The sequence below is a fragment of the Shinella sp. WSJ-2 genome (genome assembly GCF_003432075.1).
Taxonomy (GTDB): Bacteria; Pseudomonadota; Alphaproteobacteria; order Rhizobiales; family Rhizobiaceae; genus Shinella.
The window spans coordinates 492,279-506,579 of sequence record NZ_QWBU01000001.1 but is presented as its reverse complement, the minus strand read 5'-3'; the positions used below and the strand labels follow the sequence as shown (position 1 = coordinate 506,579).

Below are 14,301 nucleotides of genomic sequence, written 5' to 3'. Positions count from 1 at the left end.
TCGAATGACCAAAGGTATCGTTCTTCTCGCCGCCGGTGGTACCGGCGGCCATCTCTTTCCCGCAGAGGCGCTCGCCCATGAGCTGAAGGCCGGCGGCTGGTCGGTGCATCTCGTCACCGACAGCCGCGCCGAGCGCTTCGCCGGCAAATTTCCCGCCGACGAAATCCATGTCGTGCCCTCCGCGACGATCGGCTCGAAGAACCCGATCAGTGTCGCCAAATCGCTGTTCACGCTGTGGAAGGGCATTCGCGTCGCGCGCAAACTGATGGCACGGCTGAAGCCGAAGGTCGTCGTCGGCTTCGGCGGCTATCCTACCGTGCCGCCGCTTCTGGCCGCGACCGGCATGGGCATTCCCTCGATGATCCACGAGCAGAACGCCGTGATGGGCCGCGCCAACAAGGCGCTTGCCGCCCGCGTCAAGGCGATTGCCGGCGGCTTCCTCCCGGAGACGGGTGGACAGTATTCCGAAAAGACGGTGACGACGGGCAACCCGGTGCGTCCGGCCGTGCTCGAGGCTGCAAACATCGCTTATGAAGCCTCGACCGATGGCGAATTCCGCCTCGTCGTGTTCGGCGGCAGCCAGGGCGCGCAGTTCTTTTCCAAGGCCATTCCTTCGGCGATTGCGGCACTGGAGTCGGCCGATCGTGCGCGGCTGAAGATCACCCAGCAGGCGCGGCCGGAAGATCGTGACGAGGTGGTGCGCACCTATGCCGATCTGGCCATTCCCGCCGAGGTCTCGCCGTTCTTCAGTGATATGGCCGAGCGCATCGGCCGTGCGCACCTGATCATCAGCCGCTCCGGCGCCTCAACCGTTTCGGAAGTCTCTGTCATCGGCCGCCCGTCCGTTCTGGTGCCCTATCCCTACGCGCTCGATCATGACCAGGCGGCGAATGCCGCAGCACTTGCCTCGGGCGGCGGGGCGAAGGTGATCGCGCAATCCGAGCTTTCGACGGAGCGCCTTGCAAGCATCGTTTCCAAGGCGATGCACGATCCTTCGGGCATGGCCGCCATGGCGGCGAATGCCAGAAAGGCGGGCAAACCGGATGCCGCGCGCTTGCTCGCCTTGATGGTTGAGGCTATTGCGGGCGGCAAGACCATAGCGCAATTCAAGGGAGAACGGCCATGAAGATGCCGAAGAGCATAGGGCTCGTTCATTTCATTGGCATTGGCGGTATCGGCATGAGCGGTATTGCCGAAGTGCTGCACAATCTCGGCCACAAGGTGCAGGGCTCCGACCAGGCAGACAGCGCCAATGTGCAGCGTCTGCGCGACAAGGGTATCGAGGTTTTCGTCGGTCACAAGGCCGAGAACCTGGGTGAGGCCGAAGTCGTCGTCGTTTCCACCGCCATCAAGAAGGGCAATCCGGAACTCGTCGCGGCGCGCGAAAAGCTGCTGCCCGTCGTGCGCCGCGCGGAAATGCTCGCTGAGCTGATGCGCTTTCGCAATGCCATCGCCGTCGGCGGTACGCATGGCAAGACGACGACCACCTCGATGGTCGCGACGCTGCTGGAAGCCGGTGGCCTCGACCCGACGGTCATCAATGGCGGCATCATCAACGCCTATGGCACCAATGCCCGCATGGGTGAGGGCGAGTGGATGGTGGTGGAGGCCGACGAATCGGACGGCACCTTCCTGAAGCTGCCGGCCGAAATCGCCATCGTCACCAATATCGACCCCGAACATCTCGACCACTACGGCAATTTCGACGCCGTGCGCGCGGCCTTCCGCCAGTTCGTCGAGAACGTGCCGTTCTACGGCTTCGGTGTCATGTGCCTCGATCATCCCGAAGTTCAGGCCATGGTCAGCCGCATCGAGGACCGTAAGGTCATCACCTACGGCGAGAACCCGCAGGCCGACGTGCGCTTTTCCAACATTCGCATGGACGGCGCGGTCTCGGTTTTCGACGTCGAAATCCGCCGCCGCCGTACCGGCCAGGTAATTTCGCTGAAGGACTTGCGCCTGCCGATGCCCGGCCGACACAATGTGTCCAACGCCACGGCGGCTATTGCGGTCGCGCAGCGTCTCGGCATTTCGCCGGATCTGATCGCCAAGGGGCTTGCAAGCTTCGGCGGCGTCAAACGCCGCTTCACCTTCACCGGCAGCTGGAACGGTGTGAACGTCTATGACGACTACGGCCACCATCCGGTCGAGATCAAGGCCGTGCTGCGCGCCGCGCGCGAGGCCTGCTCCGGCCGCATCATCGCCGTCCACCAGCCGCACCGCTACAGCCGCGTCGCGAGCCTCTTCGAGGAGTTCGCTGGCTGCTTCAACGATGCCGACACGATTATGATTCCGCCGATCTATGCGGCGGGCGAGGACCCGATCGATGGCGTGACCGCCGAAGAACTGGTTTCCCGCATCAGGGCGGCCGGTCATCGCGATGCGCGGTTTCTGGCCTCCCCGGAGGGACTGGCCGGGATCGTCGCCGGCATTGCAAAGCCCGGCGATTTCGTGGTTCTCTTGGGGGCTGGCAGCATCACGCATTGGGCGCAGGCGCTGCCGAAGGAATTGGCAGGCATTTCGGGTGAGGTGGCATGAGAACGGTCGATGGAGCAAAACTTCTGGCGTCGCTGGGCGAGGGCATCAAAGAGGTGCGCGGCCGTCTGACGCCGGATGCGCCAATGGACCGCGTGACCTGGTTCCGTGCCGGCGGCCTTGCCGAACTGATGTTCCATCCGCATGACGTCGAAGACCTCGCAACCTTCCTGAAGCTGGTGCCGGAAGACGTGCCGCTGACTGTGACCGGCGTGGGTTCGAACCTCCTGGTTCGCGACGGTGGCATTCCGGGCATCGTCATCCGCCTGTCGGCCAAGGGTTTCGGCGATGTCGAGCTCGTCGGCGACAACACGATCAAGGCGGGCGGCATTTGCCCGGACAAGAACATCGCCGCCATGGCGCTCGACCACAACATTGCGGGCTTCGAGTTCTATTACGGCATTCCCGGTTCGATCGGCGGCGCGTTGCGGATGAATGCCGGTGCCAACGGCGGCGAAACCAAGGACCTCGTCGTCGAGGTTCACGCCATCGACCGCAAGGGCAACCAGCATGTGCTCTCCAATGCGGATATGGGCTACAGCTACCGCAAGTCGACGGCCCCGAGCGATCTGATCTTCACGCACGCCGTCTTTCGCGGACAGGCGGGCGACAAGGAGGAGATTCGCGCCAAGATGGACGCCGTGCGCCAGCACCGCGAGACCGTCCAGCCGATCCGCGAAAAGACCGGCGGCTCGACCTTCAAGAATCCCGAGGGCCATTCGGCCTGGAAGCTCATCGACGAGGCCGGTTGCCGTGGCATGCTGATCGGCGGCGCGCAGATGTCGCCGATGCACTGCAATTTCATGATCAATACGGGACAGGCGACCGGCTACGAGCTGGAATATCTCGGCGAAACCGTGCGCAGCCGTGTGCTGGAGCAGTCCGGCATCCTGCTGCAATGGGAAATCAAGCGTCTCGGCAATTTCATGCCGGGCTATGAGGTCAAGGAGTTTTTGGGCCGCGCAACGGCCTGATCCGTCTACCCTTGCTGGGGAGTTCCCGGGCGCCTCAGGCGCAGCGCACTCCCTCTCCCCCACAGGCAAGTCCATCCAAAACTTGTGACATCGCGCGCCCGATGCGGCGCGCGGCCCTGCTTTGCGGGGCGTTGGGGGCATTCTTGTTGAAAAAACTGACCGCCGAATTCATCGGCACCTTCTGGCTCATCTTCATCGGTAGCGGCAGCGGTATTCTGGCCGCGGCCTTTCCGCAGATTGGGATCGGCATTGTCGGCATTTCCTTCTCCGCCGGTATCGCGCTGATGGCGATGCTCTATGCGATCGGTGGCATTTCCGGGGGCCATATGAACCCGGCCGTCTCCGTCGGCCTTGCCGTCGCCGGCAAATTCCCCGCAGCGCAGGTGCTGCCCTATGCCGTCGCACAGGTGGCGGGCGCGACGGCGGCCGCGGCAACGCTCTATCTCGTCGCCTCCGGCAAGGCCGGTTTTTTGCCGGGCGGCTTTGGCGCCAATGGCTACGGCGCGTTGTCGCCAGGTGGTTATTCGCTAACGGCGGCGCTGGTTTCTGAGGTGGTGCTGATGACGCTGTTTCTTTTCGTGATCCTCGGCTCCATCCATGCGCGTGTTCCCACCGGCTTCGCGCCTGTCTCCATTGGCCTCAGCCTCACGGCGATCAACCTCGTCTCGATCCCGATCACCAACACGTCGCTCAACCCGGCCCGGTCGACCGGTCTTGCGCTGTTTGCCGATACGGCGGCCTTATCACAGCTCTGGCTGTTCTGGCTTGCGCCCATGCTCGGCGCCGTTGTCGGTACGCTGGTCTGGAAGGCAATCGGCGAGCGGGATACAGCGGAAATTCATGTTTCGAATTAGGGTTTTCGAATATTTTGCTTCGTTCAGACTTCATTCAGATAAGTTTAGCGAAATCTAGCCCCAGTCGTGCTATGGTTGCGCGACTGGCCTCGCTCCAGCGGGGCCTGGATAGGGGGCACTCATGTTTAAAAAACTTTCGGCCGAATTTCTCGGCACATTCTGGCTCGTCTTCGGTGGCTGCGGCAGCGCCGTGCTGGCGGCCGCATTTCCGGAAGTCGGTATCGGCCTGCTCGGCGTTTCCTTCGCCTTCGGCCTGACGGTTCTGACCATGGCCTATACGGTCGGCGGCATTTCGGGCGGCCACTTCAACCCGGCTGTCTCCGTCGGCCTGACGGTCGCCGGTAAGTTCCCAGCCTCCAGCCTTGTGCCCTATATCGTGGCGCAGGTCGTCGGTGCTGTTGCCGCAGCGGCGGTGCTCTATCTCATCGCATCCGGCAAGGCCGGCTTTGCCGCCGGCGGCTTCGCCTCGAACGGCTATGGCGAACTGTCGCCCGGCGGCTATTCGCTGACGGCGGCGCTGGTGGCGGAAGTGGTGCTGACGGCGTTCTTCCTCATCATCATCCTCGGCTCCACCCATGGCCGCGCACCGGCCGGCTTTGCGCCGATCGCCATCGGTCTCGGCCTGACGCTGATCCACCTCGTCTCGATCCCGGTCACCAACACCTCGGTGAACCCGGCCCGCTCGACGGGCGTGGCACTGTTTGCCGAGACGGCGGCCCTCTCGCAGCTCTGGCTGTTCTGGGTGGCCCCGATCGTCGGCGCCGTCATCGGCGGTGTGATCTGGAAGATCGTCGGCGAAAACGACTGATCTCTTCAAGGCAAAAAACCCGCCGTGTCGCCACGGCGGGTTTTTGATTCGCGGCCTTTTTTAAAAGACTCAGACCTCTTCCTTGCCTGAAAGCAGGATGCAGGCGAGCGTAATCACGGCGGCGATGCCGAGATAGTAGCCGACATAGGTCATGCCGTAATTCGCCTGCAGCCATGTCGCGATATAGGGCGCGAGCGAGGCGCCGAAGATGCCGGCGAAATTGAAGGTGATCGACGAGCCGGTATAGCGCACCCGCGTCGGGAAGGGCGCGGCCAGCGCCGTGCCGATCAGGCCGTAGGTCATGCCCATCAGTGCCATCGCGAAGATCACGAAGACGAAGATCGACGTTTCGCCGCCGGTCATCAGGCCCGGCAGGAAGAACGAGAACACGCCGATCAGGACGGTCGTGAGGATGAGCACTTCACGCCGGCCGAAACGTTCTGCGAGCTTGCCGGCGATCGGAATGAAGAGACCGAAGAGCACCGAGCCCAGCAGCTGCACTTCCAGCGCCTCGACGAAAGGAATGCCGAGAACCTTGACGTTGTAGGAAAGCAGATAGGCCGAGCCGATGTAGAACAGCACGAAGGTGGCGAGCGCCACGAAAGTGCCGAGCACGAGGCTGCGCTTGTGGTTGCGGAAGAGCTCCACAACGGGCACCTCCACACGCTCCTGCTTCTCGATGGCCTTCTGGAAGGCCGGCGTCTCGGTGATCGACAGGCGGACCCACAGGCCGACGGCGATCAGCACGATCGAGGCGACGAAGGGAATGCGCCAGCCCCAGGCGAGGAGCGTTTCCTGCGACATGACATGCAGCAGCAGCCAGAAGATGCCGGAGGAGAGGAACAGGCCGACCGGCGCGCCCAGCTGCGGGAACATGCCGTACCAGCTGCGCTTGCCCGGAGGGGCATTTTCCGTGGCGAGCAGCACCGCGCCGCCCCATTCACCGCCGAGACCAAAACCCTGGCCGAATCGGCAGAGCGCCAAGAGCAGCGGCGCGAGCACGCCAATGCTCTCGTAAGAGGGCAGGAGGCCGATGATCACGGTCGAGACGCCCATGGTCAGAAGCGCAGCGACCAGCGTCGCCTTGCGGCCGATACGGTCGCCGTAATGTCCGAAGACGATGGCGCCGAGCGGGCGGGCGAAGAAGGCGATGGAGAAGGTCGCGAAGGACGCGAGCAGCGCTGTCGTCGGATCGTTGTTCGGGAAGAACAGCGTCGGGAAGACCAGCACGGCGGCGGTGGCGTAAACGTAGAAATCGAAGAATTCGATGGTCGTTCCGACCAGACTTGCAAAAAGAACGCGGGCCGGGGAGTTCAGCCCGGCACGGTTGGAATGCGTTGCGGTCGGCGACCCGGAAGCGAGTGTGTTACTCATCGTGGGTGCCTTTTTTAATGTTTCTTGTTTGCCGTCTTTGGAGGCAGCGGGGTTCTATTACGTTAACCGTGCGGTCGATGAAACAATAAAAGATCGCATACGGGCGAAAAATCGTACTTTTCGGTCTCCGCCGGTTTCCCGGCATTTACCAAGGCTTCCCGCCATCCTGCTCGTTGCTCAGCATCCTCTAATTTTTTGGTTTTTCTTGCGTCGGTCGCAACTCTCTGATTCCAGAAGAGGAATCGAAGCGTGACTTGATTCGGATGAGGAAAATTCGTCCCGCGGCGGGTCAGGTTAACGAAAGTAAACGCTTCATTAACCTTAATGCCGCTCTAGTGGTCCCATCTCGGTCGCCCGAGTCGGATCCGGAGCGAAAATCAGGTCCGCACAAGCGACGAGGGGCAGTGTGCGGTATTCAGTTGAGGGTTTCATGAGCGTCAAGCACGTCGCGATGTTGATGGGTGGTTTTTCGTCGGAACGGCCGGTGAGCCTTTCGTCGGGCAACGCCTGCGCGGATGCGCTCGAGGCGGTCGGCTATAAGGTCACTCGCGTCGATGTCGGTCATGATATTGCCAGCGTGCTTGCCGAGCTGAAGCCCGACGTCGCCTTCAATGCGCTGCATGGCCCCTTCGGCGAGGACGGCACCATTCAGGGCGTGCTCGAATATCTCGAAATTCCCTATACCCATTCCGGCGTGCTCGCCTCCGCGCTCGCCATGGATAAGGCGCAGGCGAAGATCGTCGCCAAGGCCGCCGGCATTCCTGTCGCCGAGCAGCGGCTGATGAACCGATTCGAATTCACCTCCAGCCACCCGATGAAGCCGCCATACGTGGTGAAGCCCGTGCGCGAGGGGTCCTCCTTCGGCGTTGTCATGGTCAAGGAAGACCAGTCGCATCCGCCGCAGATCATCACCTCGCAGGAATGGCGCTACGGCGACAGCGTCATGGTTGAACGCTACGTCTATGGCCGCGAACTCACCTGCGGCGTCATGGGCGATGTGGCGCTCGGCGTGACCGAAGTGGTGCCGCAGGGCCACGCCTTCTACGACTATGATTCCAAATACGTAAAAGGTGGTTCGAAACACGTCATCCCGGCGCAGATTTCACCAAATATTTACCAAAAAGTACAAACACTCGCACTCAAGGCGCATCAAGCGATCGGGTGCCGTGGCGTCAGCCGTTCCGACTTCCGCTACGACGATCGTTTCTCCGAGAATGGCGAGCTGATCTGGCTGGAAATCAACACCCAGCCCGGCATGACCCCCACCTCCCTGGTGCCCGAAATGGCCGATCATGCCGGCCATTCCTTTGGTGAATTCTTGAAGTGGATGGTGGAGGACGCGTCGTGTTTGCGTTGAGCGTCAAGAAGGGTAGGGTTCGTCCCGCAGGCCTCGCAGAGCCGGAAGCCGGTCGCGTGCTGCCGCGTCCGCTGCGCCGCGTCGTGCGCTTCCTCGTCAGCCTCGCGGCTGGCCGAATTAACATTCCGCGTCATACCGGCAGCATCGCCACCGTCGCCTTTATCGGCGCGACCGGCCTCTACGGCATGTCGCTCGGTGGCCACTCGCAGGATTTCGCCCAGGCTTCGACCACAGCGATCGGCTTTGCCATCGAGGACGTGAAGGTCTCGGGCAACCGGGAGACCTCGGAAATCGACATTCTCGAGCGCCTCGGCCTCGACGGCACGACCTCGTTGGTCGCCCTCGACGTCAAGGAAGCCCGCCAGCGGCTGACCGAGCTGCCCTGGGTCGAGGACGTCTCGGTCCGCAAGGTCTATCCGGGCACGATCGAGATCGCGCTTAAGGAGCGCGAAGCCTTCGCGATCTGGCAGCACGGCACCGACCTCTCGCTGATCGAGAAGAACGGCAGCGTGATCGCGCCGCTGCGCGACAACAAGTTTTCCTCGCTGCCGCTGTTCGTCGGTCGCGATGCCGAAACCGCGGCGGCAAGCTTTTCCGACGAGTTCGACAGCTGGCCGGAGCTCAAATCGCGGGTGAAGGCCTATATCCGGGTCGCCGGGCGCCGTTGGGATCTGCGTCTCGAAAACGGCATCGTCGTCAAGCTGCCGGAACACAATGTGCCGCGCGCCATGGACATGCTGGCCTCGCTCGATGCGAGCGAACAGCTTCTGGAGCGCGACATCGCAGCCGTCGATCTGCGTCTCGAAGACCGCACGACGGTTCAATTGACGGAAGGGGCGCTCGAACGTCGCAATAAGGCGGTCGAGCAGAGGGCCAAGGACCTGAAGAAGGCAGCGAAGCGCACATGAGCATTTTCGGTTCGTCCCATTTCGGCCTGCCGCGCTTGAAGCCGCTGTCTTCCAAGCGGGCTCACGTCGTTTCGGTCCTTGACATCGGTTCCACCAAGGTCGTCTGCATGATCGGCCGGCTGACGCCGCGCGCCGAGAGCGAAATCCTTCCGGGCCGCACGCACAATGTCGAGATCATCGGCATCGGCCACCAGAAATCCCGCGGTGTGAAGAACGGGGTGATCGCCGATCTCGATGCTGCCGAAAGCGTCGTCCGTCTCGCCGTCGATGCGGCCGAGCGCATGGCCGGTCTCACCATCGAGAGCCTGATCGTCAACGTATCCGCCGGCCGCCTGCAGAGCGACATCTACACTGCCACCATCGATCTCGGTGGTCAGGAAGTCGATGCCAACGACCTGCGCAAGGTGCTTGCCGTTGCCGGCCAGCAGTCGCTGCGCCAGGACCGTGCCATTCTCCACTCGCTGCCGACCGGCTTCTCGCTGGATGGCGAGCGCGGCATCCGCGATCCGCTCTCCATGTATGGCGACGTGCTTGGGGTCGACATGCATGTGCTGACGGCCGAGCGCACCTCGCTCAAGAACCTCGAGCTCTGCATCAACCGTGCTCACCTCTCCGTCGAGGGCATGGTTGCCACGCCTTATGCCAGTGGCCTTTCGGCTCTGGTCGACGACGAAGTCGAACTCGGCTGCGCCTGCATCGACATGGGTGGCGGCACGACGACGATCTCCGTCTTCGCCGAAGGCAAGCTGGTGCATTCCGACGCGGTGTCCCTTGGCGGCCATCACGTCACCACCGACCTTGCCCGCGGCCTCTCGACCCGTATCGAGGACGCCGAGCGCCTGAAGGTCGTGCACGGCTCCGCTCTCGCCAATGCCGGCGACGAGCGCGACATCCTCACCGTCCCGCCGATCGGCGAAGACGACCGTGACCAGCCGACCCATGTGCCGCGCGCGCTCATCTCGCGCATCGTGCGGGCCCGTATCGAAGAGACGCTCGAACTCATTCGCGACCGCATCCAGCGTTCCGGCTTCTCGCCGATCGTCGGCAAGCGGATTGTGCTGACGGGCGGCGCCAGCCAGCTGACGGGCCTGCCGGAAGCGGCCCGCCGCATCCTCGCCCGCAATGTCCGCATCGGCCGCCCGCTCGGCGTGTCCGGCCTGCCGACGGCGGCGAAGGGCCCGGCCTTTTCGACGGCGGTCGGCCTGATGATCTATCCGCAGGTCGCGGAACTGGAAGAACACGCTGTGCAGGGCGGTATGCTCTCGCAGCTGACGGGGGGCAATGGCCGCATCGCCCGCATGGGACAGTGGCTGAAGGAAAGTTTCTGACGGGTTTTCCGGCGGCGTAGAGAGTGCCGGGAAAGACCGACAACTGAGTTTTGGGAATAGACCGGCTGGGCGAAGCGGCCGGAAACGAAAGGAACACTGCAATGACTATCAAGCTCCAGAAGCCGGACATCACCGAGCTGAAGCCCCGCATCACCGTCTTCGGCGTCGGTGGCGGTGGCGGCAACGCCGTCAACAACATGATCACCGCGGGCCTGGAAGGCGTCGACTTCGTCGTTGCCAACACCGACGCTCAGGCGCTGACCATGACCAAGGCTTCGCGGATCATCCAGATGGGTGTCGCCGTCACGGAAGGCCTCGGCGCCGGTTCGCAGCCGGAAGTCGGCCGCGCCGCTGCCGAAGAGTGCATCGACGAGATCATCGATCACCTGAACGGCACCCACATGTGCTTCGTTACCGCCGGCATGGGCGGCGGCACGGGCACGGGCGCGGCTCCGGTGGTTGCCCAGGCTGCCCGCAACAAGGGCATCCTGACGGTCGGTGTCGTCACCAAGCCGTTCCACTTCGAAGGCGGCCGCCGCATGCGTCTGGCCGAAGAAGGCATCCAGGAACTGCAGAAGTCGGTCGACACGCTCATCGTCATCCCGAACCAGAACCTCTTCCGCATCGCCAACGACAAGACCACGTTCGCCGACGCCTTCGCGATGGCCGACCAGGTTCTGTACTCGGGCGTTGCATGCATCACCGACCTCATGGTCAAGGAAGGCCTCATCAACCTCGACTTCGCCGACGTCCGCTCGGTGATGCGCGAGATGGGCCGCGCCATGATGGGCACGGGCGAAGCATCGGGCGAAGGCCGCGCAATGGCCGCTGCCGAAGCCGCCATCGCTAACCCGCTGCTCGACGAAACCTCGATGAAGGGCGCACAGGGCCTGCTGATCTCCATCACCGGCGGTCGCGACCTCACCCTCTTCGAAGTCGACGAAGCGGCAACCCGTATCCGCGAGGAAGTCGATCCGGACGCAAACATCATTCTCGGTGCTACCTTCGATGAAGAGCTCGAAGGCCTGATCCGCGTTTCCGTTGTTGCAACCGGTATCGATCGCGCGGCCTCGGAGGTGGCTGCACGGAATGCTGACTTTCGCAGCCTCAGCAAGCCGGTAGTTCGTCCGTCCGCCGCCGTTCCGGTCCAGCCGCAGGCTCAGCCGGTCGCCGTCGCCCCGCAGCCCCAGCCGGTCGCCCAGCAGCCGCAGCCCGTGCTGCAGCAGCCGGTTGCCCAGCAGCCGGTCGTCGATCCGATCGCCGAAGCCATCCGCGCTTCGGAAGAAAGCCTCGAACGCGAGCTGGCCATTCCGGCAAGCCGCCCGGTACAGGCCCAGCCGGTCGCCCAGGTTCAGGAAGAGCCGCGCCTGCAGAACCGCCTGTTCTCGGCTCCGGCCGAAGCACCGGTTGTCCAGCGCGTCGCTCCGGTCCAGCAGCCGGTGCAGCAGGCCGCTCCGGTTCTGCAGCAGCGCGTCGAGCCCGCCGCTCCGATCATCCGTCAGGAGCCGCAGACCATGCGCATGCCGAAGATCGAGGACTTCCCGCCGGTCGTGCAGGCTGAAATCGATCATCGTTCGGCCCAGCAGCCGGTGGCGACCCACAGCGAAGAGCGCGGCCCGATGGGTCTCCTCAAGCGCCTGACCTCGTCGCTCGGCCGTCATGAAGAGCCGCAGCAGCCCGTGCAGCAGGAGCCGGTAGCCCAGCAGCAGCGCCGCGCGCTGTCGCCGGAAGCCAGCCTCTACGCACCGCGTCGCGGCCAGCTCGACGATCACGGCCGCGCCAATCCGCAGCCGCGTTCGCTGCACGAGGAAGACCAGCTGGAAATTCCGGCCTTCCTGCGCCGCCAGTCGAATTGAGGCCGCGCACGGCTTGGTAACGAAATGCCCGGATCTAGATCCGGGCATTTTTGTTTTCGGTTTTATCTCAATGGCTTACGCGTCGAATAAAACCGTAACAAAGCGAAAGAAACAGTGATTTGTAAGACGCTGAGGGACCTACTAGATTTAGGTTAGGCACAGGGGCCAGTCAGGATTCGGATCGCCGGCAGGAAGCCGGAGCGCATCAAGCCACTCCAGACGATCAGGCAAACTTTGTCGGCGGGCGCAAGGCGTCCGGCCAAAGGACTCCCTTGGGCCCGAAACTGAAAGTGTCGGCGAAGAATGAGCCGGCAACAAGACGAGGCGAATGCACATGACGATGCTCGGTTTTCAGACCACGATTGCAAGCCCGGTGACGATTTCCGGCACGGGCGTGCATTCCGGCGTGCCGGTCTCGATCACCTTCAATCCGGCCGAAGCCGACAGCGGCATCGTCTTTCAGCGTCAGTTCGCCGACGGTACCGTCAGCGAATACCGTGCAGTCTCCTCCCAGGTCGGCAGCACCGATCTCTGCACCGTGCTCGGCTTTTCTCCGGCTACCTCGATAGCAACCGTCGAGCACGTCATGGCCGCGCTCTACGCGCTTGGCCTCGACAACACGCTGATCGAGGTCAACGGTGCCGAAATGCCGATCATGGACGGCAGCTCCGCGCCCTTCATCGAGGCAATCGATGAGGTGGGCCTGATCCCGCTCGCCGTAAAGCGCCGTTACATCCGAATCATCAAGCCTGTCCGCGTCGAGGCCGGCGCCTCCTGGGCTGAGTTCTCGCCTTATGACGGCACGCGATTCGAGGTCGAGATCGATTTCGACTGCCCGCTCATCGGCCGCCAGTCCTGGAAGGGCGATCTTTCGCCCGCCACCTTCCGCAGCGAGCTGTCGCGCGCCCGCACCTTCGGCTTCATGCGGGATGTCGAGCGTCTCTGGGCCGCCGGCCTGGCACTCGGCTCCTCGCTGGAGAACTCGGTCGTCATCTCCGATGACAACACCGTGATCAATGTCGAAGGCCTGCGCTACGCAAAGGACGAGTTCGTGCGCCACAAGACGCTCGATGCCGTCGGTGATCTGGCGCTTGCCGGTGCGCAGTTCATCGGCTGCTACCGCTCCTACCGCGGCGGCCACAAGATGAATGCGCATGCCCTCAAGGCGCTGCTCAGCGACCGCTCGGCCTATGAGGTTGTCGAAGCCGCTGCACCGCGTTCGCGTGCCGGCCAGCGGGAGCTGATCGCCGTCAACGCACCGGAATTTGCGCCCTGGTCTCTTTGAGGCCGTGCCGCATTCCGTCTTCTTTCCCGACACGAATGCCATAAAAATGCGTTAATGCGTGGGCATGGCGTTGCGATCTTCACGCTTTTGGAGATACAACGCGGGGCGCATATGCGGCCCGTCCGCATGGGGCGCCGTTGAACTGGGATTATCACATGGTTGTTGCAGGGTCTGTTGGTGTGAAGAAGACGGCGCGCATTGTCTATCTTACGCTTGTCGCTACGGCGTCTTCGATTGGTCTTTCTGCCTGCCAGTCTGATCCCGACATCGATATCACGAAACTATCAGGCGAGACGGAATCCGCCGATACGCTCTACAATCAGGGCCTGGCGAACCTGCAGGCCGGCAAGGTGGGCGAGGCGAACCGCAAGTTCGCGGCCGTCGACCGGCAGAACCCGTTCTCCGATCAGGCGCGCAAGGCGCTCGTGATGAGCGCGTTCACCAGCTACCGCCAGGGTGCCTATGAAGAGGCGATCACCGCCGGCAAGCGCTACCTGAACCTCTATCCGGAATCGCAGGACGCGGCCTACGCGCAGTACATCATCGGCCTGTCCTACTGGAAGCAGATCCCGAGCGTGACACAGGACCAGCGCACCTCGCAGCAGACGCTCGAAGCGATGAAGGCCGTCGTCGATAATTATCCGAACTCGGAATATGTCGAGGACGCCCAGGCCAAGATGCGTTTCGCCCGAGACCAGCTCGCCGGCAAGGAAATGCAGATCGGCCGCTACTATCTCGAGCGCAAGGAATTCATCGCGGCCGTCAGCCGGTTCCGTGTGGTCGTCGAAACCTATCCGATGACCAACCAGATCGAGGAAGCGCTAGCCCGTCTCGTCGAGACCTATTATGCGATGGGTCTCGCAAGCGAAGCGCAGACGGCGGCCGCCGTTCTCGGCCATAACTATCCGGACAGCCAGTGGTATGCCGACAGCTACAAGCTGCTGCAGTCGAAGGGCCTGGAGCCGCGTGAGAACAACGGTTCCTGGATTTCGCGCGCCGGCAAGAAGCTGATCGGCGCCTGA

The 14,301-nt window shown here is 63.1% G+C and carries 12 protein-coding genes; 11 read left to right on the top strand and 1 reads right to left on the bottom strand.

The window, feature by feature from the left end; genetic code table 11:
• Positions 1–4 precede the first annotated feature (4 nt).
• The 5 genes from murG to aqpZ (D0Y60_RS02440) all read left to right on the top strand — a co-directional run bounded on the left by murG (position 5) and on the right by aqpZ (D0Y60_RS02440) (position 5,171).
• Positions 5–1,126, top strand: a complete 1,122-nt coding sequence (gene murG / locus D0Y60_RS02460) for an undecaprenyldiphospho-muramoylpentapeptide beta-N-acetylglucosaminyltransferase (RefSeq protein WP_117366543.1) — start codon at positions 5–7, stop codon at positions 1,124–1,126.
• On the top strand, positions 1,123–2,538 hold the full coding sequence (gene murC, locus D0Y60_RS02455; RefSeq protein ID WP_117366542.1) for a UDP-N-acetylmuramate--L-alanine ligase: 1,416 nt from the start codon (positions 1,123–1,125) through the stop codon (positions 2,536–2,538). Before murG ends, murC begins: the two co-directional genes overlap by 4 nt.
• The gene (murB, locus tag D0Y60_RS02450) at positions 2,535–3,509 is read left to right on the top strand and encodes a UDP-N-acetylmuramate dehydrogenase (protein WP_117366541.1); all 975 of its coding nucleotides are present in this window, start codon (positions 2,535–2,537) and stop codon (positions 3,507–3,509) included. The genes murC and murB overlap by 4 nt, the downstream gene beginning before the upstream one ends.
• Positions 3,510–3,652: 143 nt before the next feature.
• Positions 3,653–4,363 carry an aquaporin Z gene (gene aqpZ, locus D0Y60_RS02445; protein WP_117366540.1) on the top strand — a complete coding sequence of 237 codons (711 nt, stop codon included), beginning with the start codon at positions 3,653–3,655 and terminating at the stop codon, positions 4,361–4,363.
• Positions 4,364–4,484: 121 nt separating this feature from the next.
• Positions 4,485–5,171 carry an aquaporin Z gene (aqpZ, locus tag D0Y60_RS02440; protein WP_117366539.1) on the top strand — a complete coding sequence of 229 codons (687 nt, stop codon included), beginning with the start codon at positions 4,485–4,487 and terminating at the stop codon, positions 5,169–5,171.
• 69 nt (positions 5,172–5,240) lie between these two features.
• Here the strand turns inward: aqpZ (D0Y60_RS02440) and D0Y60_RS02435 are convergent, their stop codons facing one another.
• Positions 5,241–6,545: an MFS transporter gene (locus tag D0Y60_RS02435; protein ID WP_117366538.1), complete on the bottom strand. Its 1,305-nt coding sequence runs from the start codon at positions 6,543–6,545 to the stop codon at positions 5,241–5,243.
• 430 nt (positions 6,546–6,975) lie between these two features.
• On the opposite strand from D0Y60_RS02435, the gene D0Y60_RS02430 reads away from it, so the two are divergent.
• The 6 genes from D0Y60_RS02430 (at position 6,976) to D0Y60_RS02405 (ending at position 14,301) form a co-directional block, all read left to right on the top strand.
• Positions 6,976–7,902: a D-alanine--D-alanine ligase gene (locus tag D0Y60_RS02430; protein ID WP_117366537.1), complete on the top strand. Its 927-nt coding sequence runs from the start codon at positions 6,976–6,978 to the stop codon at positions 7,900–7,902.
• A complete protein-coding gene (locus D0Y60_RS02425; RefSeq protein ID WP_117366536.1) occupies positions 7,890–8,810 on the top strand; it encodes a cell division protein FtsQ/DivIB in 921 nt (306 codons plus the stop codon). Before D0Y60_RS02430 ends, D0Y60_RS02425 begins: the two co-directional genes overlap by 13 nt.
• A complete protein-coding gene (gene ftsA, locus D0Y60_RS02420; RefSeq protein WP_117366535.1) occupies positions 8,807–10,138 on the top strand; it encodes a cell division protein FtsA in 1,332 nt (443 codons plus the stop codon). The genes D0Y60_RS02425 and ftsA overlap by 4 nt, the downstream gene beginning before the upstream one ends.
• 101 nt (positions 10,139–10,239) lie before the next feature.
• Positions 10,240–11,994 carry a cell division protein FtsZ gene (gene ftsZ, locus D0Y60_RS02415; RefSeq protein WP_117366534.1) on the top strand — a complete coding sequence of 585 codons (1,755 nt, stop codon included), beginning with the start codon at positions 10,240–10,242 and terminating at the stop codon, positions 11,992–11,994.
• A 328-nt stretch (positions 11,995–12,322) separates the two neighbouring features.
• Positions 12,323–13,279 carry a UDP-3-O-acyl-N-acetylglucosamine deacetylase gene (gene lpxC, locus D0Y60_RS02410; RefSeq protein ID WP_117366533.1) on the top strand — a complete coding sequence of 319 codons (957 nt, stop codon included), beginning with the start codon at positions 12,323–12,325 and terminating at the stop codon, positions 13,277–13,279.
• A gap of 155 nt (positions 13,280–13,434) precedes the next feature.
• Complete coding sequence (locus D0Y60_RS02405; RefSeq protein ID WP_117366532.1) at positions 13,435–14,301, top strand: outer membrane protein assembly factor BamD; 867 nt, start codon at positions 13,435–13,437, stop codon at positions 14,299–14,301.